The organism is Cellulosimicrobium sp. G4 BAM 1002 (genome assembly GCF_057126935.1).
In genome coordinates this window covers 2,774,831-2,792,798 of the sequence record NZ_CP182109.1, presented here as the reverse complement: position 1 = coordinate 2,792,798, position 17,968 = coordinate 2,774,831, and the positions used below count along the sequence as shown (strand labels likewise).

Here is a 17,968-nt window from a genome sequence, read left to right as displayed (position 1 = left end):
CATCGAACCACCGGTCAGGCGCGATGGGCGACGTCGAGCGCCCGGGCCCAGCGCGCGACGTCGTCCGGAAGCTCCGGGGAGGCGAGTTCGCCGCCCAGCAGGCCGACGACGTCGGGCGCGGGCACGCGGTCGCCGGAGCCCCGGGCGAGGAACCGGCCGGCGACGAGGCCGCGGGCGCACAGGTCGCCGCCGCGCGTGAAGACCTGCTCGAGGTAGATGACGCGCTCGTCCCAGCCCACGACGCGCGTCGTGATCTCGAACCGGTCCCAGAGCTGCAGGGAGCGGCGGTACTTCATGGTCGACGCCGCGACGACGGGGTACCAGCCCTTGTCGCGCAGGAGCCCGAAGCCGCCGAGGTCGGCGATGAAGTTGCTGCGGGCGATGTCCATCATCTGCAGGTACACGCCGTTGTTCACGTGCAGGTAGAAGTCGAGGTCGCCCGGGTGCACGCGCATCCGGGTCGTGGACGGCTCGAGGACGCCCCGGCCGGGCACGACCTTGCGCGGCATGACGCTGGCGGCGAGGAGATGGATCTGGCGGGTCACCGTCGCAGGCTACTACCCGGAACGGGCGGTACCAGGTATTCGGCGACCACCGGATCACCAGGCACGTGTGCGAGGATGCGCGCCGTGACGACGACGAGCTCCGCCCCTCGCCCCACCGCCACCACCGAGCCGGGCCATCCCTGGGTCGTGCGTGCCTTCCGCGCCGTCGCGATCGCCGAGGCCTTCTCGTGGGCAGGGCTGCTCGTCGGGATGTACCTCAAGTGGGTCGCGGGCACCACGGAGCGCGGCGTCGAGATCTTCGGCCCGGTCCACGGTGGCCTCGTGCTCGTCTACGTCGCCCTCGCGGTCCTCGTCGCCGTGCGCGTGCGCTGGTCGCTCTGGACGACGTTCCTCGCGCTCGCCGCGACCGTCCCGCCCTTCTGCACGGTGCTCTTCGACGTCTGGGCCCACCGGTCCGGCCGCTACGCGCGCCCGACCGGCGCGGGTCGATGACCTTCGCCGCGGACGACGGGCAGAGCCCGCGCTGCGCCGGCTGCGGCTCGGCGCACCCGGAGCTGCCGACGTCGATGCACGTCCCTGCGCCCGCGGTCTGGAGGCCGGAGATGGCAACCGACGACTCGAGCGCGCTCACGTCCGACCTCTGCGTGATCCATGGGGAGCACTTTTTCGTGCGCGCCCTCATCGAGATCCCGGTCGTCGGGCACGACACGGTCTTCGCGTGGGGCGCCTGGGCGTCGCTCAGCGGTGAGAACTTCCGCCGCACGGTGGACGACTGGGAGCGGCCCGGCCGCGAGAACACCTCGCCGGCCTTCGGATGGCTGTCGGTCGAGCTCCCGGACTACGACGAGTCGACCCTGAACCTCAAGTCGATGGTGCACACGCGGCCCGTCGGACAACGGCCGTGGCTCGAGCTCGAACCGACCGACCACCCTCTGGCCGTCGAGCAACGGGAAGGGATCGACTGGGACACGTACGTCCGACGGGTCACGCCGGAGACGTAGAAGCGCGAGGACGACGTGACACCTCTCGGCTCAGACCGGGGGGTCGGGGTCGTACTGGATGCCCCGCCGCACGGCACGGGCGACGTCGTCGCTCTCGAGCCGCGCGACGAGGTGCAGGGCCATGTCGATCCCGGCGGAGACGCCGGCGGACGTCACGACGTCGCCGTCGTCGACGTACCGCGCCTCGGTGTCGAGCACGACGGTCGGGTCGATCTCGGCGAGGTCGTCGTAGTGCGCCCAGTGCGTGGTCGCGGGCCGGCCCGAGAGCAGGCCGGCCGCGGCGAGCACGAGCGAGCCGGTGCACACGCTCGCGATGATGGGCGTCTGCGCGCGCATCGCGCGCAGCCACTCGAGGTGCACGCGGTCCGCGAGCAGGGACCTTGTGCCCCAGCCGCCGGGGTAGACCAGCAGGTGCAGCGGCCCGACGTCGTCGGCCGAGCGGTCCGGGAGGAGGCGCAGACCCTTCGCGAGCCGCACGCCGCCGCCGTCCCACGAGAAGGTCGACACGTGCGGCTTGAGGGCGGAGTGCTCGGCCCACGCGGTGAGCACCTCGAACGGCCCCGCGACGTCGAGCTCCTCCGCCTCGTCGAAGACGAAGATGCCGACGTTCATCCCGTTCCCGGTCGTCATGCCTACCTCCGCGTCCCCCGTCTCCTCGAGGGTTCCTGGCTCCCGGCGGTCGCGCCGCCAGGTGGCGGCTAGATGCCCGGCAGGGCGAGCATCTGGTCGAGCGCGACGCGCGCCCAGTGCGCGTCGTCGGCGTCCACGACGATCCGGTTGACCACGCGCCCGGCGGCGAGCGACTCCATGGCCCACACGAGGTGCGGCAGGTCGATCCGGTTCATCGTCGAGCAGAAGCACACCGTCGAGTCGAGGTAGTGCACCTGCTTGTCCGGGTGGGCGCGCGCGACGCGGCGCACGAGGTTGAGCTCCGTGCCGATGGCCCACGAGGACCCGGGCTCCGCGGCGTCGAGCATCTTGATGATGTACTCCGTCGACCCCACGAAGTCGGCGGCGGTGACGACCTCGTTCTTGCACTCGGGGTGCACGAGTACGTTGACGTCGGGCACCGCCGTGCGGATGTCGCTCACGTTCTTCGCGGAGAACCGCCCGTGCACCGAGCAGTGCCCGCGCCACAGGATCATGCGCGCGTCGCGCAGCTGGGCGTCGGTGAGGCCGCCGTTCGGCTTGCGCGGGTCGAACACGACGCAGTCGTCGAGGGACATCGCGAGCTTGAGCACCGCGGTGTTGCGGCCCAGGTGCTGGTCCGGGAGGAACAGGACCTTGCCGGTCCCGTCCACGCCGCCGACCTGGTCGAACGCCCAGCGCAGCGCGACCTCCGCGTTCGAGGACGTGCACACCGTGCCGCCGTGGCGGCCCGTGAACGCCTTGATCGCCGCCGACGAGTTCATGTAGGTGACGGGGATCGTCGAGTCGGCGACGCCGACCGCCTCGAGCACGTCCCACGCGTCCTCGACCTGGTCGATCGCCGCCATGTCCGCCATCGAGCAGCCCGCGGCGAGGTCAGGCAGCACGACCTGCTGGGCGTCGGACGTGAGGATGTCCGCGCTCTCGGCCATGAAGTGCACGCCGCAGAAGAGGATGTACTCCGCCTCCGGGCGCGCGGCCGCCTCGCGCGCGAGCTTGAACGAGTCGCCCGTGACGTCGGCGAAGTCGATGACCTCGTCGCGCTGGTAGTGGTGGCCCAGGACGAACGCGCGCTCGCCGAGGGCGGCCCGCGCCGCGCGGGCGCGCTCCACGAGGTCGGGGTCGCTCGGCGCGGGCAGCTCGCCCACGCACTCCACACCGCGCTCGGACGCGAGGTCGCGCCCCTGCCCGAGCAGCAGGAGGGCGGACGGCGCCGGTTCCGCGAAGCCGGTGCTCGCGCGGCGCGACGCGTCGGGGCCGGTCAGACCGGAGTCCAGCAGGGTGCTTCCAGTGCTCACGAGAACATCGTCGCACAGCGCGTCCCGGCCCGGCCGGGTCGCTCGGCACGGCGGACGGAGCCTCGACGACTGGCACAATCCCCGCATGCGCGTCCTCGTCACCGGCTCGGCCGGCCCCCCGGTGCCCGACGGCGCGTGGCCGGGAGGAGGCGCCGACGCACCGGCCGACGACGCGCTACCCGCCGTGCGGGACGTCGCGCGGTGGTGGGCCGGGACGGGCGGCGCCCGTACCGAGGTCGCGGTCCTCGAGCTCGCGAGCGCGGGCCCGGCGTTCCTCGACGCGCTCGCGCCGGTCGCCCCGGAGCTGCTCGCAGCGGTCGTGCCCGGACCCGGCGGCAGCGACGTGCCGGTCGCGGTGCGACGCGACCGGCGGACCGGGACGGTCTACGCGGACGCGTCCCAGGTCCCGGCGCTCGACGGCCCGGTGGGTGACGGCGCGGTGGGCGACGGCGCGGCCCACCGTGCGGACGCCTGGCCGCCCCGGGCGTCCGACGCCGTCGGGCACCTGCTCGCGCTGTCCGCGGACGCCGCTCGCACCGCCGGGGGTCACCCCGGCCGGGTGGTGCTCGCGACCGGGGGAGCGCGCAGCCACGACGCCGGCGCCGGGCTGCTCCGCGCCCTCGCCGGGGGCAGGGATGACCTGGCCCACGTGCTGCGCGCGGCGCGGGCCGCGCTCGGAGGCGTGCACCTGGTCGCCGCCGTCGCCAGCGGTGCCCCGCTGCTCGGGCTGCACGGGGCGAGCGCGGCGCTCGCGGCACGCGGGGTCGACGACGCCGTCGCGCAGGAGATCGAGCGAGAGCTCGGCGCGGTGGCGCACGACGTCGCCGCGGCCGTCGAGATGCTCGACCGTGACGGTCGGAGGGCCGTCGCGGGTCGGGACCTCCTCCAGGCGTCGTCAGCCCGCCGGATCGCCGGCGCGCCGGGTGCGGGCAGCGGCGGCGGGACGGCCTTCGCGGTCGCAGCGCTCGGGGGTCGGCTCGTCCCCGCGCTGCAGGTCGTCGCGGACGACGTCGGTCTCGACGAGCGTCTCGCGGGCGCCGACCTCGTGGTGGTCGTCGCGGACGAGCTCGGCGCGCACGAGCTGGGGGAGGGCGTCGTCCAGGAGGTCGCTCGTCGCGCCGCGGCGCACGCGCTGCCCGTGGTCGTCGTCGCCCGGGCCGTCGTCGCCGGTCGGCGCGAACAGGCTGCCGCCGGGCTGAGCGGCGCCTACGCCTGGGGCGCCGGGTCGCCGCGCGACCTCGTCGAGCGCGTGGCGCGCACCTGGTCCCGGGCCTGACGAGGTGCAGACGCCGGCCCGGCGCGGGACCGACGGCGGTCGCGACGGCTCAGCCGAGGTCGACGCTCCCGTCCGCACGGACCGACCACGCCGGGTTGTGGGCGATCTCCCAGACGAGGCCGTTCGGGTCGGCGACGTGAGCGTGGAAGACGCCCCCGAACTCGCCCTCCTGCGGTGCCTTGCGGACGGTCCCGCCCGCGGCCGACATCGCGGCGACGAGCTCGACCACCTCGTCGCGGGAGGCGACGTTGTGCGAGAGCGTCAACCCCGTCGTGACGGGGGCCGCGCCGGTGAGACCGGCGTCCCGGACGAACGCGGACTCCTCGAAGAAGCCGAGCAGCTGGCCCGCGGCCGAGCGGTAGAAGACGATCTCCCCGGGGACGTCGAGCTGGGCGCTCCAGCCGAGGGCGCCGTAGAAGCGACGCGCGGCATCGAGGTCCCGCGCCGCGACCGTGATGAAGTGCAGTGTCTGGTCCATCGTTCGACCGTAGCCCGCTCGTGCGTCGTAGACTCGGGAACACGACCGGCACGTGTGGTGTTGAGGACCTGACGAGATCTCTCGAGAGATCCGGAGAAGCCGGCCACCACCGGGGCAGCACGTGCCCCCGACAGCGCGGAGACGAGATGAGCGAGACCACCGACATTGCCACGCACGGCGTGAACCTGACCGACGGGGCCGCGGACAAGGTCCGCACCCTCCTCGAGCAGGAGGGTCGCGACGACCTTCGCCTGCGTGTCGCGGTGCAGCCTGGCGGCTGCTCCGGCCTGATCTACCAGCTCTACTTCGACGAGCGCGTGCTCGAGGGCGACGCGCTGCGCGACTACGACGGCGTCGAGGTCGTCGTCGACAAGATGAGCGTCCCCTACCTCGAGGGCGCGACGATCGACTTCGCCGACACGATCGAGAAGCAGGGCTTCACGATCGACAACCCCAACGCGGGCAGCGCCTGCGCGTGCGGCGGCTCCTTCAGCTGATCCGCGCCGTCGCGGCGGACGCCCACCGCGTCCGTCGAGCTCTCCGGACGAGCCCGGTCGCCCTCAGGGGCGGCCGGGCTCTGTCACGTCCGGGCACGCCGCGGCGCCCGAGCCTCCTCGAGGACGAGCCGTCAGGAGCCGAGCTCGACCGTGATCGCCCACGCCGTCGTGTCGGCATCGGTCGGGGGAAGAAGGTCCTCGCCCACGACGGCGTGCCCGCGCATGCGCGCCCACGCCGGGACGTCGAGGCGGGCGGCCGGATCGGTGGACCACACGGTCAGCCGGGTGCCCGCCGGGAGGTCCCGGGCCGCGGCAGCGAGCCGGATCACCGGGAGCGGGCAGCGCAGCCCGCGCGCGTCGACGACGTCCGGCTTCTCTCGCGCGGTCGCGCGACCGTCGCCCGGCTCGCCGGTCACAGCCCCTCCACGCCGAGCGTCGCACGCACGCGCGCGACCGCTCCGGGCAGGACGTCGAGGAGCCGGTCCACGTCCTGCTCGGTCGTCGAGCGGTCCAGCGCGATCCGCACGTTGCCGTGCGTGAGCACACCCATCGCCGCCAGGACGTGCGACGGCTCGAGCGTGCTCGACGTGCAGGCGGACCCCGAACCGACGGCGATCCCCTCGCGGTCGAGCTCGGTGAGCAGCGCCTCCCCGTCGACGTAGAGGAACGAGAACGTCGCGACGTGCGGGAGCCGGTCGACCGGCTCCCCGACCACCTCGACGTCGGGGATGGTCGCCACGCGCTCCCGGACGCGCTCGACGAGCGCACGGCGACGAACGTCCTGGGCCTCGCGGTCCGCGAGCACGGCCTGCAGCCCGACGGCGGCCGCGAACGCCGCGGGGACGAAGGGGCCACCGGGGGAGAGCGGGTCGGGGTCCTCGGGGAACGGGCTGCGGCGCCGGACCCGGGACCGGATCGCGAGCACGCCCGCACCCGGGCCGGCGCCCCAGTCGCCGGGGTCGGCGGCGAGCGCGTCCCACGAGTCCGGGACGGCGACGTGCCCGACGCCCGCCCCGGCGTCGACGAGCAGCGGCACCCTGGCCGCGCGCGCCGCGTCGTGGACGGCGTCGACCGGCTGGAGCGTGCCGACCTCGCCGTTGGCGAGCTGCAGGGCGGCGAGCGCGACGCCCGGGCGGGCGACGGCGTCGGACATCTCCGCGGCGTCCACGCGACCGGTCCGGCTCACGCCGACGACGTCGCGCTCGAGCCCGCCGTGCTCGGCGGCGTGCAGGACCGCGGCACGCTCCACGGCTCCCACGACGACGCGCCGCCCGACGCGCCCCCGCGCCCCCGCGAGGGCCGCCACGGCCGTGTGCAGGGACGAGGTGTGGTTCGCCGTGAAGTGGACCTCCTCCGTGCGCGCACCGAGCGCCGCCGCGACGGCCTCGCGCGCGCCGTCGAGCAGGGCGGCGGCGCGGCGGCCCTCCGCGTGCAGTCGCCGGGGGTCGGCCCACCCGTCGTCGAGCGCGCGCTCGAACGCCTCGCGCGCGAGCGGGTGCCAGGGAGCTCGGCCCCCGTTGTCGAGCCGGACGCGGGTCGTCCGGGTGGTGTGCGTCACATGCTCTCCTGGTCGTGCTCGAGATCGTGGGGCGGCGCGGACCGCGAGGGGACGATCGGACGAGCGCCGCGCCGCCGGGTCGTGGCGTACGTCCGCGGGGGTGTCGGAACGTTGCGCTCGCGCGGGCAGCGCGGAGAGCGTCGGCGGCCCCGGAAGCCTCCACGTGCACGGTACCGTCCCGGTGGTCGGCGACGGCGTGCGGCCGGGATCTGACAGACCCGGCGCGCGTGTGCCGAACCTACGCTGACCGGCCGTGACGTGTGCCGCATCTCGCTCGCGCGCAGCGCGCCCCGGGCCACGAAGCGCGGAATCCCGCGCTAGGCTTCGTGTGTCGAGGACGAAGGTCTTGTGCTGGGCTCGTAAAGGCGGGTGACGGTGCAGGACGTGACGTGAAAGGCCCCCCTTGCACTCGCAACCCCCCAGCCGCACCAGGCGCACCATCCTGCGGGCGACGGCCCTCGCCGTCGCCGTCGCTGCGGTGGCGTCCGGCTGCGCCACCGACACGGTCCAGCGCGGGTTCCTGCCCGGTTACGAGGACGGGGAGGTGACCAACCAGACCGCCCGGATCACCTCGTTGTGGACCGGCTCGTGGATCGCCGCACTCATCGTCGGCGTCATCACGTGGGGCCTCATGCTGTGGTGCGTCGCCGCCTACCGCAAGCGCAAGGACGACCACCGGCTCCCGGTCCAGACGCGGTACCACCTGCCGCTCGAGATCATGTACACGGCCGTGCCGATCCTCATGGTCCTCGTGCTCTTCTACTACACGGACCGCGACATGTCGGCGATCCAGGACACGAGCGCCGAGCCCGACGTGACGATCCAGGTCATCGGCAAGCAGTGGAGCTGGGACTTCAACTACGTCGACGAGGACGTGTACGAGAGCGGCGTGCACATGGCCGACGTCGGCACGTCCATGACGGACGACGCGGCCATCGACGGGGCGCCCGGTACGTCGGAGAAGCTGCCGACGCTCTACCTGCCCGTCGGGGAGACCGTGAAGTTCGAGCTTCAGTCGCGCGACGTCATCCACTCCTTCTGGATCCCGGCGTTCCTCTACAAGCAGGACATGATCCCGCACCGCACGAACACGTTCGTCGTGACCCCGGAGCGCGAGGGCGTCTACGCCGGCAAGTGCGCCGAGCTCTGCGGCGAGCACCACTCCGGCATGCTCTTCAACGTCGAGGTCGTCGACCGCGCCGAGTACGACGCGCAGATGGAAGAGCTCCGCGAGAAGGGCCAGGAGGGGCAGATCCCGGTCGAGGGCTTCAGCCGCCTCCAGGACCCCAACCCCGTCACCGCTACCACGGAGGGTGAGCACTGATGGTCGCGCAGGCCGAAGTCATCCCCGGTCTCGCCCCCCGGCGTCAGACCCTCGGGCGGACAGTGATCAAGTGGGTCACGTCCACCGACCACAAGACGATCGGGTACCTGTACCTGATCTCGTCCTTCATCTTCTTCTGCATCGGCGGCCTCATGGCCCTCGTGATCCGCGCGGAGCTCTTCGAGCCCGGGATCCAGCTCGTGCAGAGCAAGGAGCAGTACAACCAGCTCTTCACGATGCACGGCACGATCATGCTGCTGCTGTTCGCGACCCCGCTGTTCGCGGGCTTCGCCAACTTCGTGATGCCGCTGCAGATCGGCGCGCCCGACGTCGCGTTCCCGCGGTTGAACATGTTCGCGTACTGGCTCTACCTCTTCGGTGGGCTCATCGCGTCGGCGGGCTTCTTCACGCCGCAGGGCGCCGCGTCGTTCGGGTGGTTCGCGTACGCGCCGTTGTCGAACACGACGTTCAGTCCAGGCCTCGGGGGAGACCTCTGGGTGTTCGGGCTCGCGCTCGCCGGCTTCGGCACCATCCTCGGTGCGGTCAACTTCATCACGACGATCATCACCATGCGCGCTCCGGGCATGACCATGTTCCGGATGCCGATCTTCACGTGGAACACGCTCGTCACGAGCCTGCTCGTGCTCATGGCGTTCCCGCCGCTGGCCGCCGCGCTCTTCGCGCTCGGTGCCGACCGCAGGTTCGGCGCACAGATCTTCAACCCCGAGAACGGGGGAGCGATCCTCTGGCAGCACCTGTTCTGGTTCTTCGGGCACCCCGAGGTGTACATCATCGCGCTGCCGTTCTTCGGCATCGTGACCGAGATCCTGCCGGTGTTCAGCCGCAAGCCGATCTTCGGCTACAAGGGCCTCGTCTACGCGACGATCGCCATCGCGGCGCTGTCCGTGACGGTGTGGGCCCACCACATGTACGTCACCGGCGCGGTGCTCCTGCCGTTCTTCGCGTTCATGACGATGCTCATCGCCGTCCCGACCGGTGTGAAGTTCTTCAACTGGATCGGCACGATGTGGCGCGGCAAGCTCACGTTCGAGACGCCGATGCTGTGGTCGATCGGGTTCCTCGTCACGTTCCTCTTCGGCGGACTGACGGGCATCATCCTGTCGAGCCCGGCCCTCGACTTCCATCTCTCGGACTCGTACTTCGTCGTGGCGCACTTCCACTACGTCGTGTTCGGCACGGTGGTGTTCGCGATGTTCGCGGGCTTCTACTTCTGGTGGCCCAAGTTCACGGGTCGCATGCTCAACGAGCGGCTCGGCAAGATCCACTTCTGGCTGCTGTTCATCGGCTTCCACACGACGTTCCTCATCCAGCACTGGCTGGGTGTCGAGGGCATGCCGCGCCGCTACGCCGACTACGCGCCGTCGGACGGCTTCACGTGGGAGAACCAGGTGTCCACGGTCGGGGCGTTCATCCTCGCCGCGTCGACCCTGCCGTTCCTCTGGAACGTCTACACGACGTGGCGCAACGCGCCCAAGGTCGAGGTCGACGACCCGTGGGGCTACGGGCGCTCGCTCGAGTGGGCGACGTCCAGCCCGCCGCCGCGGCACAACTTCACCTCGCTGCCCCGCATCCGCTCCGAGTCGCCGGCGTTCGACCTGCACCACCCCGAGGTCGCGGCCATGGACCATGCCGAGCCGAACCCCAACGTCCTCGAGCAGGTGTACGGCGAGGCCGACCGGCGCGGTGAGAAGAGCGTCGCGCTCGACCGCCTGAGCGGTGCGGAGAGCGGGAGCGACTCCACGACGACGACCATCATCGACGAACCCCGCACGGGCACCACGGACGAGGAGGCCGGGAAGTGAAGGTCGAGTACAAGCTGTTCCTCTTCGGAGCACCGTTCTTCATCGCTGCCGGGCTCGTCTACGGTTTCTGGAGCCACTGGGAGCCCGTCGGCTCCGTCGCGATCCTCCTGACCGCGGGCCTCGTGGGCATGATCGGCGCCTACCTGATGCTCACGGCCAAGCGGATCGACGCGCGTCCCGAGGACGACCCGGACGGTCTCATCGAGCAGGGCGCCGGCGACCAGGGCGTGTACGCGCCCTGGAGCTGGTGGCCGCTCGCGATCGCCGGCTCGGCCGCGATCGTCTTCCTCGGCCTGGCTGTCGGCTGGTGGCTCGTCTACGTCGGCATCGCGCTCGGTGCCGTCGCGCTCGTCGGCTGGGTCTTCGAGTTCTCCCGCGGGCAGCACGCCCACTGACACCGATGGCCTGACGCCCTCGAAAGCGCCGGAACGGCCCGTCCCTCTCACGAGGGGCGGGCCGTTCTGTCGTCCCCACGCTGCCCTCGACCTGCCGGTGTCTCGGGAGGCGGGGTGTCAGGCGACGATGAGGCCTGCGGTCTGGGTCTTGGCGCGCTGGAGGCGGGCCTCGGCGTCGGACCAGTTGACCAGGTTCCACCAGGCGGTGACGTAGTCGGCGCGCACGTTCTGGTAGTCGAGGTAGTAGGCGTGCTCCCAGACGTCGAGCAGGACGATGGGGGTCAGGCCGAGGGCGATGTTGCCCTGCTGGTCGTAGAGCTGGACGGTGATGAGCTTCTGCCCGATGGAGTCCCAGGCGAGGATGGCCCAGCCGGAGCCCTGGACGCCGGCGGCGACGGCGGCGAACTGCTTCTTGAACGCGTCGAAGGAGCCGAAGTTCTCGTCGATCGCGGCGCCGATCTCGCCGGTGGGCTCGCCGCCGCCCTCGGGGGAGAGGTTGGTCCAGAAGGCGGAGTGGTTGACGTGGCCGCCGAGGTTGAACGCGAGGTTCTTCTCGTGGAGGTTGATCGCGGCGAAGTCGCCGGTCTCGCGGGCCTCGGCGAGCTTCTCGAGGGCGGTGTTGGCGCCGGTGACGTAGGCCTGGTGGTGCTTGGAGTGGTGCAGCTCCATGATCCGCCCGGAGATGTGCGGCTCGAGCGCACCGTAGTCGTACGACAGCTCGGGCAGGGTGTAGACGGGCATGCGGAGTACCTCCTGGTCGGGGCCGGCGGAGATCCCCGACGGCCCTCGGGCAGTGGACTGACGGCGTCGGACGTCACAGCCCACGGCACAGGATCAGGCGTGCCTGTTCGCGCGCGACAACGTGCTCAGACGCCGATGACCCGCGCCGGTCCACCTCGGTGAGGGGACTGGTCGCGGGTCATCGTCCTACTGTGCAGGAACCTCAGGGTCGGCGCTCGTCGGCGCCCTTCTCCGGCTCGACGAGGTCGCGTCCACCGCCGACGGCTGCGCCGGCCTCGATCTGAGCGTGGCTCTCGCTCTCGAGAGCGTCGTGCTCTCCGTGCGAGTGCGCGGCCGAGAGCTCGGCGGGCGAGACGGGCTCGACGCGGTCCTCGTAGAAGAAGCGGGAGAGACGCTGCAACCGCTTGTCCTGCTTGTAGCCCTTGCGGCGCACGCCGCGCGAGTCCGTGGCGGGCTCGATCTCGAGCGGCGCGTGGGCCTGGTAGTTGACCCGCAGCCAGCGCTCCTGCTCTTCGAGCGGGCGGTGGACCTCGATGTACTCGCCGTGCGCGAAGCGCACGATGCGTCCCGTCTCGTGCCCGTGGAGCACGAGCTCGCGGTCCTTGCGCTGCAGCCCGAGGCAGATGCGCTTGGTGATCCAGAACGCGAACCACGGACCGACGAAGAACAGCACGCGGAACACCCACGTGATCGTGTTGATCGACATGTGGAAGTGCGTCGCGATGAGGTCGTTCGACCCGGCCAGCGCGAGGATGATGAACGCCGTGAGGAACGCGACGCCCAGACCGGTGCGGACCGGGACGTTGCGCGGACGGTCGAGCACGTGGTGCTCGCGCTTGTCCTTCGTGACGGCCGCCTCGAGGAACGGGTAGACGAACAGGAACGTGAAGAGCAGGCCCGGAACCACCACGGCGGGGATGAGCACGTTGAGCGGCACCGTGAAGTCGCCCCAGGTGACGAACTCGGCCCCTCCGGGCATGAGTCGTAGCGAGCCCTCGAGGAACAGCATGTACCAGTCCGGTTGGGCGCCTGCCGAGACCGGCGACGGGTCGAACGGCCCGTAGTTCCAGACGTTGTTGATGGCCATCGTGCCGCCCATGAGGGCGAGGATGCCGAAGACGACGAAGAAGAAGCCGCCGGCCTTGGCCACGTACACGGGGAAGAGCGGGAACCCGACGACGTTCTTGTCGGTGCGGCCGCCGCCCGGGTACTGGGTGTGCTTGTGCAGCACGACGAAGAAGAGGTGCAGGGCGACGAGCGCGAGGATCAGCCCGGGCACGAGGAGGATGTGCACCGTGAAGAGCCTCGGGATGATGTGCTCGCCCGGGAACTCGCCACCGAAGATGAAGTACGACATGTAGGAGCCGATGAGCGGGATCGACTTCACGACGCCGTCGGTGATGCGCAGGCCGTTGCCGGACAGCACGTCGTCGGGCAGGGAGTAGCCCGAGAACCCGGCCGCGAGGCCCATGATCATGAGCAGCATGCCGACGAGCCAGTTGACCTCGCGCGGCTTGCGGAACGCCCCGGTGAAGAACACGCGCATCATGTGCGTGACGATCGCGGCGAGGAAGATCAGCGCCGCCCAGTGGTGGATCTGCCGCATGAGCAGACCGCCACGCACCTCGAACGACATGTGCAGCGTCGACGCGAAGGCGTCGGACATGAGCACGCCGTCCATCGATGCCGGCTCACCGTGGTACGTGACGAGCGACATGCTCGGCACGAAGAACATCGTCAGGAAGATTCCCGTGATGATGAGCACGATGAACGAGTAGAGGGCGATCTCGCCCAGGAGGAACGACCAGTGGTCGGGGAAGACCTTGCGCGCGAACTCCTTGACGGCGGAGCCGATGCTCGTGCGCTGGTCCAGGTAGTCGGCGGCCTTGCCGGCGGGTGTCGTCGGCGCAGCAGCCTTCGGTGCGGCTGACTTCGGTGCGGCGGTGCCGCTGCTGGTGGTCACTTCAGACGCTCCCAGAAGCTCGGGCCGATGGGCTCGTGGAAGTCGCTCTGCGCGACCAGGTAGCCCTCGTCATCAACGGAGATCGGCAGCTGCGGCAGGGGCCGCTTCGCGGGGCCGAAGACCACCTTGGCGCTGTCGGCCACGTCGAACGTCGACTGGTGGCACGGGCAGAGCAGGTGGTGCGTCTGCTGCTCGTACAGTGCAACCGGGCAGCCCACGTGCGTGCAGATCTTGGAGAACGCGACGATCCCGTCGTACGACCACGTCTCGCCCTCGGGGGACTGGTCGGACTTGATGTCGCGCGGGTCGAGCCGGACCAGGAGGACGACCGCCTTGGCCTTCTCCGTGATCCACTCGTGCGACTGCATCTCCTCCTGAGAGGCCTCCGGGATGATGTGCACCACGGAGCCGATGGTCACGTCGGCCGCCTTGATGGGCCGCCCGGACGGGTCGATCGCCAGGCGCGTACCCGGCTTCCACATCGTGTGCTTGAACTTGGAGACGTTCCAGTCGCCGCCGACGCTCGAGACGAGCGGGACCGCGATGGTGAGCGGGAACAGCGCGAGCGCCGAGATGACGGCGCCCTTGAGCACGCCGCGGCGGGCGATGCCGGAATCCTTGACGCCCGCCTCGAGCTCGGCGACCGCACCGGCGCGCGTCTCGGCGTCGCTCGCGATCGGGTGGCGCTCGTCGACCTTCTCGTGGTCCGACATGAGGACCTTGGCCCAGTGCACGGCACCGAGGCCGATGCCCAGGAGCGCGAAGGCTGTGGCGACGCCGAGCGACAGCGTCGACAGGCGCACTCCCGCGGTCGTCCCGTCCGGCGGGATGACGAAGTACACGACGAGCGCGGCGATGGTGCCGATGACCGAGATGCCGAAGAGCGTCGCGACCTGGCGCTCGGCGCGCTTCGCAGCCTTCGGGTCGCGGTCGGCCATGCGGGACTTGTGCTCCGGCAGGCCGGGGTCCGGGAACGTGTCGAGCGTCCCGTGCTCCTCGCGGTGCCCGACCTCGCGGTGCGAGGACTCGGGCGAACGGGGGTTCTGGTAGTCGCTCACGAGGACTTCGCTCCGATCCACACTGCGGCCCCGACGAGGAGGCCCATACCGACGATCCAGGCCCACAGGCCCTCGCTGACCGGGCCCAGCGAGCCGAGCGTCAGGCCACCGGCCGAGCCCTCGCGCTGGTCGACGAGGAACGCGATGACGTCCCGCTTCTCCTCGGGGGTGACGGTCGCGTCGTTGAAGACGGGCATCGACTGCGGGCCGGTGAGCATCGCCTGGTAGATGTTGCGCTCCGAGGTGTCCCACAGCGGCGGGGCGAACTTGCCCTCGGAGAGGGCGCCTCCGGCGCCGACCGCGTTGTGGCACATCGCGCAGTTGGTCCGGAAGATCGCGGCACCGTTGGCGATGTCGCCGAGCGACGCGTCCACCTGCTCGTCGGTCGGGATCGCGGGGCCGGTGCCGAGCGAGGCCACGTAGGCGGCGAGCTGCGCCGTCTGCTCCTCGTCGAACTGGCGCGGCTTCTGGAGGGCCTGCGGACCGTCCATCTGCATCGGCATGCGGCCGGTGGACACCTGGAAGTCGACCGACGCGGCGCCGACGCCGACGAGCGACGGCGCGGAGTCCGTGCCCTCGGCGTTGGGGCCGTGGCACGTGGCGCAGTTGGCCTGGAACAGCTTCTGGCCGGTCTCGATGTCCTCGGTGCTGGCGGTCTCGGCGTTGGCCGGAGTCGGTGCAAAGGCGGCGTAGACGCCACCGGTGACCAGCAGCGCCAGCAGCAGCAGCACGACCGGCGCGAGGCGGTGGTGTCTGCGGGCGGCGAGTGCCTTCACGAAATGATCCTCGTCTCGCGGATGGGGGAGCAGGGGGGCGGGATGGGCGGACGGGGCGGGCCCCGTCGAGGACGTCAGCGCAAGATGTAGATCACGAAGAACAGCGCGATCCACACGACGTCGACGAAGTGCCAGTAGTAGGACGTCACGATGGCCGTCGTGGCCTCGTGGTGCCCGAAGTTCTTGGCCGAGAACGAGCGGCCGAGAAGGAACAGGAAGGCGATCAGGCCGCCGACCACGTGCAGGCCGTGGAAGCCGGTCGTGATGTAGAAGACCGAGCCGTAGGGCGTCGACGAGATCGAGACGCCGTGCTCGACGAGCTCGGCGTACTCGAAGATCTGTCCACCGATGAAGAAGGCGCCCATGAGGAACGTCAGCGTCATCCACTCGTTCATCCCCCAGCGGTTCACCTGGAAGATCGAGCCGGTGCGCACGGGCTGGAAGCGCTCGGCGGCCCACACGCCCATCTGGCACGTCACCGACGACAGCACCAGGACGGTCGTGTTGATCGCCGCGAAGGTCAGGTTGAGCTTGTCCGCCTGCAACGCCCACTCGTCGGCGGGCATCACGGCGCGGACCGTGAAGTACATGGCGAACAGGCCGGCGAAGAACATGAGCTCGCTGGCCAGCCACACGATCGTCCCGACCGAGACGGGGTTCGGTCGGTTGACGCTCACGTGCTGATGGGCGTGGGGGGCAGCCGTTGCGGTCGACACAACAGCCATTATGGCCGACGTCGGGCGCGTCCGCGGCACGCAACCGGCCGGCCGTGGGCGGTGAATCTCACAATGTCTCCAGATCTTCCCACGCAGACCTGCACTTGGTGACGGATGCCGGTCAAGTGCCATGAAACCGGCGCTCGGATCGGCCCCTGCCGGGCCCTTCGTCATCGATCGGTCGCCCGGGCGCCCGAGGGGTGATGGAACGAGCGCGGACGTGCCAAGATGCCAGCGGGAGACGCGCGTGCGCGCTCCACCGACCGGCAGAACGACGAAGGCGACGGTGACGACGATGACGACGACCGTGACGACGACGCACGAGGGCCACGAGCACGACGACGTGGCGACCGGGCGCGCGCCGCGCATCCTGCTGTACAGCGACGACGTGACCGTGCGCGAGCAGGTGCGGCTCGCCGTCGGGCGTCGCCTGGGGGCGGGCCGTCCGGACATCGAGTGGCTGGAGGTCGCGACCCCCGCCGCGGTCGTGTCCGCGGCCGACGCCGGCTCGTGGGACCTGCTCGTGCTCGACGGCGAGGCGGACAAGGCCGGCGGGATGGGCCTGTGCCGTCAGCTGAAGAACGAGATCTACCGCTGCCCGCCGGTCCTGGTCCTCACCGGCAGGCCGCAGGACGGTTGGCTAGCATCGTGGTCGCTCGCCGACGACGCGGTGCCCCGACCGTTCGACGCGGTCGTGCTCCAGCGCACCGTCGCCGACCTGCTGGGTGCCGCCGGCACGCAGTGAGCCGAGCACGACCAGACCAGCCGAAGGGCAGCGTTCCGTGACCACGACGTCCCACCATCCCGACTCTCCCAGCACGCCGACCCCGGTCGGCTCGACGGGTGCGGGACTCTCGTGGCCCGGTCTGCTCACCGAGCTGGTCGCGGGCAACGACCTCGACGCCGAGAGCACCGCCTGGGCCATGGACCAGGTCATGTCGGGCGAGGTCTCGCCCGTGCGGCTCGCGGGCTTCCTCGTCGCTCTGCGGGCGAAGGGGGAGACGGTCGCCGAGCTCACGGGGCTCGCCGACGCGATGCTCGCGCACGCGAGCCGGTTCACCGTCGACGGCCCCGCGGTCGACATCGTCGGGACGGGCGGCGACCGCGCGCACACGGTGAACATCTCGACCATGGCGTCCCTCGTCATCGCCGGCGCCGGCGTCCGGGTGGTCAAGCACGGGAACCGGGCGGCGACGTCGTCGTCGGGCGCGGCCGACGTGCTCGAGGAGCTCGGCATCCGGCTCGACCATGGGCCGCAGCGCGTCGCCCGCATCGCGCTCGAGGCCGGGATCACCTTCTGCTTCGCCCAGGTCTTCCACCCGTCCATGCGGCACGCCGGCGTCGCACGCAAGGAGCTCGGCATCCCGACGGCGTTCAACGTCCTCGGGCCGTTGACCAACCCGGCGCAGCCGCGCGCCGCGGCGATCGGCGTGGCGGACGCCCGCATCGCGCCGCTCATCGCCGGCGTGCTCGCGGGGCGCGGGACGTCGGCCCTCGTCTTCCGCGGCGACGACGGGCTCGACGAGCTCGCGGCGACCGGGGGAGCGACCGTCTGGGAGGTGCGCGACGGCTCCGTGACCGAGCACCGCCTCGACCCGGTCGCGGACCTCGGGCTCTCGCCCGTCACGGTCGCCGAACTGCGCGGTGGCGACGCCGCGTTCAACGCGGAGGTCGCCCGCAGGTTCCTCGCCGGCGAGACGGGCCCGGTGCGCGAGACGGTCCTGCTCAACGCCGCCGCGGGGCTCGTCGCCGACGGCACCCTTGCGGGGACCCGCGAGGGCACCCTCGTCGAGCGCCTGCGCGCGGGCTACGCGCTGGCCGCGGAGAGCGTCGACTCCGGTGCCGCGCGCGACGCTCTCGCGCGCTGGGCGTCGGCGGCTGCCGACGACTGACGCGGGGACCGGACCGGG

The 17,968-nt window shown here is 71.4% G+C and carries 20 protein-coding genes; 9 read left to right on the top strand and 11 right to left on the bottom strand.

Going from position 1 to position 17,968, the window contains the following annotated elements:
• Positions 1 to 14: 14 nt before the first annotated feature.
• Entirely contained in the window at positions 15 to 545 is a 531-nt protein-coding gene (locus ACMXGY_RS12650; RefSeq protein ID WP_483773346.1) for an acyl-CoA thioesterase, read from the bottom strand.
• An 84-nt stretch (positions 546 to 629) separates the two neighbouring features.
• Between ACMXGY_RS12650 and ACMXGY_RS12645 the strand changes: the two genes are divergently transcribed.
• Positions 630 to 998 carry a DUF3817 domain-containing protein gene (locus ACMXGY_RS12645; RefSeq protein WP_483773345.1) on the top strand — a complete coding sequence of 123 codons (369 nt, stop codon included), beginning with the start codon at positions 630 to 632 and terminating at the stop codon, positions 996 to 998.
• Complete coding sequence (locus ACMXGY_RS12640) at positions 995 to 1,507, top strand: DUF2199 domain-containing protein (protein WP_483773344.1); 513 nt, start codon at positions 995 to 997, stop codon at positions 1,505 to 1,507. The genes ACMXGY_RS12645 and ACMXGY_RS12640 overlap by 4 nt, the downstream gene beginning before the upstream one ends.
• Before the next feature lie 30 nt (positions 1,508 to 1,537).
• On the opposite strand, the gene ACMXGY_RS12635 is transcribed toward ACMXGY_RS12640, so the two are convergent.
• Together ACMXGY_RS12635 and nadA are read right to left on the bottom strand one after the other, a co-directional pair.
• Positions 1,538 to 2,137 carry a DJ-1/PfpI family protein gene (locus tag ACMXGY_RS12635; protein WP_483773343.1) on the bottom strand — a complete coding sequence of 200 codons (600 nt, stop codon included), beginning with the start codon at positions 2,135 to 2,137 and terminating at the stop codon, positions 1,538 to 1,540.
• 68 nt (positions 2,138 to 2,205) lie between these two features.
• On the bottom strand, positions 2,206 to 3,453 hold the full coding sequence (gene nadA, locus ACMXGY_RS12630) for a quinolinate synthase NadA (RefSeq protein ID WP_483773342.1): 1,248 nt from the start codon (positions 3,451 to 3,453) through the stop codon (positions 2,206 to 2,208).
• 85 nt (positions 3,454 to 3,538) lie between these two features.
• On the opposite strand from nadA, the gene ACMXGY_RS12625 reads away from it, so the two are divergent.
• Positions 3,539 to 4,729, top strand: a complete 1,191-nt coding sequence (locus tag ACMXGY_RS12625) for a glycerate kinase (RefSeq protein ID WP_483773341.1) — start codon at positions 3,539 to 3,541, stop codon at positions 4,727 to 4,729.
• Between the two features lie 49 nt (positions 4,730 to 4,778).
• Here the strand turns inward: ACMXGY_RS12625 and ACMXGY_RS12620 are convergent, their stop codons facing one another.
• Positions 4,779 to 5,207 (bottom strand): VOC family protein, encoded by a 429-nt coding sequence (locus ACMXGY_RS12620; RefSeq protein ID WP_483773340.1) that lies wholly within the window; start codon positions 5,205 to 5,207, stop codon positions 4,779 to 4,781.
• 146 nt (positions 5,208 to 5,353) lie between these two features.
• Here ACMXGY_RS12620 and erpA point away from each other — a divergent pair, with 146 nt between their 5' ends.
• Positions 5,354 to 5,704 (top strand): iron-sulfur cluster insertion protein ErpA, encoded by a 351-nt coding sequence (erpA, locus tag ACMXGY_RS12615; protein WP_483773339.1) that lies wholly within the window; start codon positions 5,354 to 5,356, stop codon positions 5,702 to 5,704.
• 131 nt (positions 5,705 to 5,835) lie between these two features.
• Here erpA and ACMXGY_RS12610 read toward each other — a convergent pair whose 3' ends face one another.
• Entirely contained in the window at positions 5,836 to 6,120 is a 285-nt protein-coding gene (locus ACMXGY_RS12610; RefSeq protein ID WP_483773338.1) for a sulfurtransferase TusA family protein, read from the bottom strand.
• Positions 6,117 to 7,262 carry a cysteine desulfurase family protein gene (locus ACMXGY_RS12605; RefSeq protein ID WP_483773337.1) on the bottom strand — a complete coding sequence of 382 codons (1,146 nt, stop codon included), beginning with the start codon at positions 7,260 to 7,262 and terminating at the stop codon, positions 6,117 to 6,119. The genes ACMXGY_RS12610 and ACMXGY_RS12605 overlap by 4 nt, the downstream gene beginning before the upstream one ends.
• Before the next feature lie 403 nt (positions 7,263 to 7,665).
• On the opposite strand from ACMXGY_RS12605, the gene ctaC reads away from it, so the two are divergent.
• From ctaC to ACMXGY_RS12590, 3 genes are read left to right on the top strand one after another with little or no spacing between them, the layout of a single operon-like run.
• Positions 7,666 to 8,586: an aa3-type cytochrome oxidase subunit II gene (gene ctaC, locus ACMXGY_RS12600; RefSeq protein WP_483773336.1), complete on the top strand. Its 921-nt coding sequence runs from the start codon at positions 7,666 to 7,668 to the stop codon at positions 8,584 to 8,586.
• Entirely contained in the window at positions 8,586 to 10,409 is a 1,824-nt protein-coding gene (ctaD, locus tag ACMXGY_RS12595; RefSeq protein WP_483773335.1) for an aa3-type cytochrome oxidase subunit I, read from the top strand. The genes ctaC and ctaD overlap by 1 nt, the downstream gene beginning before the upstream one ends.
• A complete protein-coding gene (locus ACMXGY_RS12590) occupies positions 10,406 to 10,804 on the top strand; it encodes a cytochrome c oxidase subunit 4 (protein ID WP_483773334.1) in 399 nt (132 codons plus the stop codon). Before ctaD ends, ACMXGY_RS12590 begins: the two co-directional genes overlap by 4 nt.
• 117 nt (positions 10,805 to 10,921) lie before the next feature.
• On the opposite strand, the gene ACMXGY_RS12585 is transcribed toward ACMXGY_RS12590, so the two are convergent.
• The 5 genes from ACMXGY_RS12585 to ctaE form a co-directional block, all read right to left on the bottom strand.
• Positions 10,922 to 11,545, bottom strand: a complete 624-nt coding sequence (locus tag ACMXGY_RS12585; RefSeq protein ID WP_483773333.1) for a superoxide dismutase — start codon at positions 11,543 to 11,545, stop codon at positions 10,922 to 10,924.
• A 202-nt stretch (positions 11,546 to 11,747) separates the two neighbouring features.
• Positions 11,748 to 13,508 (bottom strand): cytochrome bc1 complex cytochrome b subunit, encoded by a 1,761-nt coding sequence (gene qcrB / locus ACMXGY_RS12580; protein WP_483773332.1) that lies wholly within the window; start codon positions 13,506 to 13,508, stop codon positions 11,748 to 11,750.
• Positions 13,505 to 14,566, bottom strand: a complete 1,062-nt coding sequence (gene qcrA, locus ACMXGY_RS12575; RefSeq protein ID WP_483773331.1) for a cytochrome bc1 complex Rieske iron-sulfur subunit — start codon at positions 14,564 to 14,566, stop codon at positions 13,505 to 13,507. Before qcrA ends, qcrB begins: the two co-directional genes overlap by 4 nt.
• Positions 14,563 to 15,342: a cytochrome bc1 complex diheme cytochrome c subunit gene (gene qcrC / locus ACMXGY_RS12570; RefSeq protein ID WP_483773330.1), complete on the bottom strand. Its 780-nt coding sequence runs from the start codon at positions 15,340 to 15,342 to the stop codon at positions 14,563 to 14,565. The genes qcrA and qcrC overlap by 4 nt, the downstream gene beginning before the upstream one ends.
• Before the next feature lie 74 nt (positions 15,343 to 15,416).
• Positions 15,417 to 16,067: an aa3-type cytochrome oxidase subunit III gene (gene ctaE / locus ACMXGY_RS12565; RefSeq protein WP_483773329.1), complete on the bottom strand. Its 651-nt coding sequence runs from the start codon at positions 16,065 to 16,067 to the stop codon at positions 15,417 to 15,419.
• A 286-nt stretch (positions 16,068 to 16,353) separates the two neighbouring features.
• On the opposite strand from ctaE, the gene ACMXGY_RS12560 reads away from it, so the two are divergent.
• On the top strand, positions 16,354 to 16,803 hold the full coding sequence (locus ACMXGY_RS12560; RefSeq protein WP_483773328.1) for a response regulator: 450 nt from the start codon (positions 16,354 to 16,356) through the stop codon (positions 16,801 to 16,803).
• Between the two features lie 37 nt (positions 16,804 to 16,840).
• Entirely contained in the window at positions 16,841 to 17,950 is a 1,110-nt protein-coding gene (gene trpD, locus ACMXGY_RS12555) for an anthranilate phosphoribosyltransferase (RefSeq protein ID WP_483773327.1), read from the top strand.
• The last annotated feature ends 18 nt before the right edge of the window (positions 17,951 to 17,968 follow it).

Coding starts and splice junctions, on each gene's coding strand:
- erpA (WP_483773339.1), top strand. CDS start 5,354: ATGAGCGAGACCACCGACATTGCCACGCACGGCGTGAACCTGACCGAC.
- ACMXGY_RS12635 (WP_483773343.1), bottom strand. CDS start 2,137: ATGACGACCGGGAACGGGATGAACGTCGGCATCTTCGTCTTCGACGAG.
- ACMXGY_RS12620 (WP_483773340.1), bottom strand. CDS start 5,207: ATGGACCAGACACTGCACTTCATCACGGTCGCGGCGCGGGACCTCGAT.
- ACMXGY_RS12640 (WP_483773344.1), top strand. CDS start 995: ATGACCTTCGCCGCGGACGACGGGCAGAGCCCGCGCTGCGCCGGCTGC.
- ACMXGY_RS12625 (WP_483773341.1), top strand. CDS start 3,539: ATGCGCGTCCTCGTCACCGGCTCGGCCGGCCCCCCGGTGCCCGACGGC.
- ctaD (WP_483773335.1), top strand. CDS start 8,586: ATGGTCGCGCAGGCCGAAGTCATCCCCGGTCTCGCCCCCCGGCGTCAG.
- ACMXGY_RS12560 (WP_483773328.1), top strand. CDS start 16,354: ATGACGACGACCGTGACGACGACGCACGAGGGCCACGAGCACGACGAC.
- ctaE (WP_483773329.1), bottom strand. CDS start 16,067: ATGGCTGTTGTGTCGACCGCAACGGCTGCCCCCCACGCCCATCAGCAC.
- ACMXGY_RS12585 (WP_483773333.1), bottom strand. CDS start 11,545: ATGCCCGTCTACACCCTGCCCGAGCTGTCGTACGACTACGGTGCGCTC.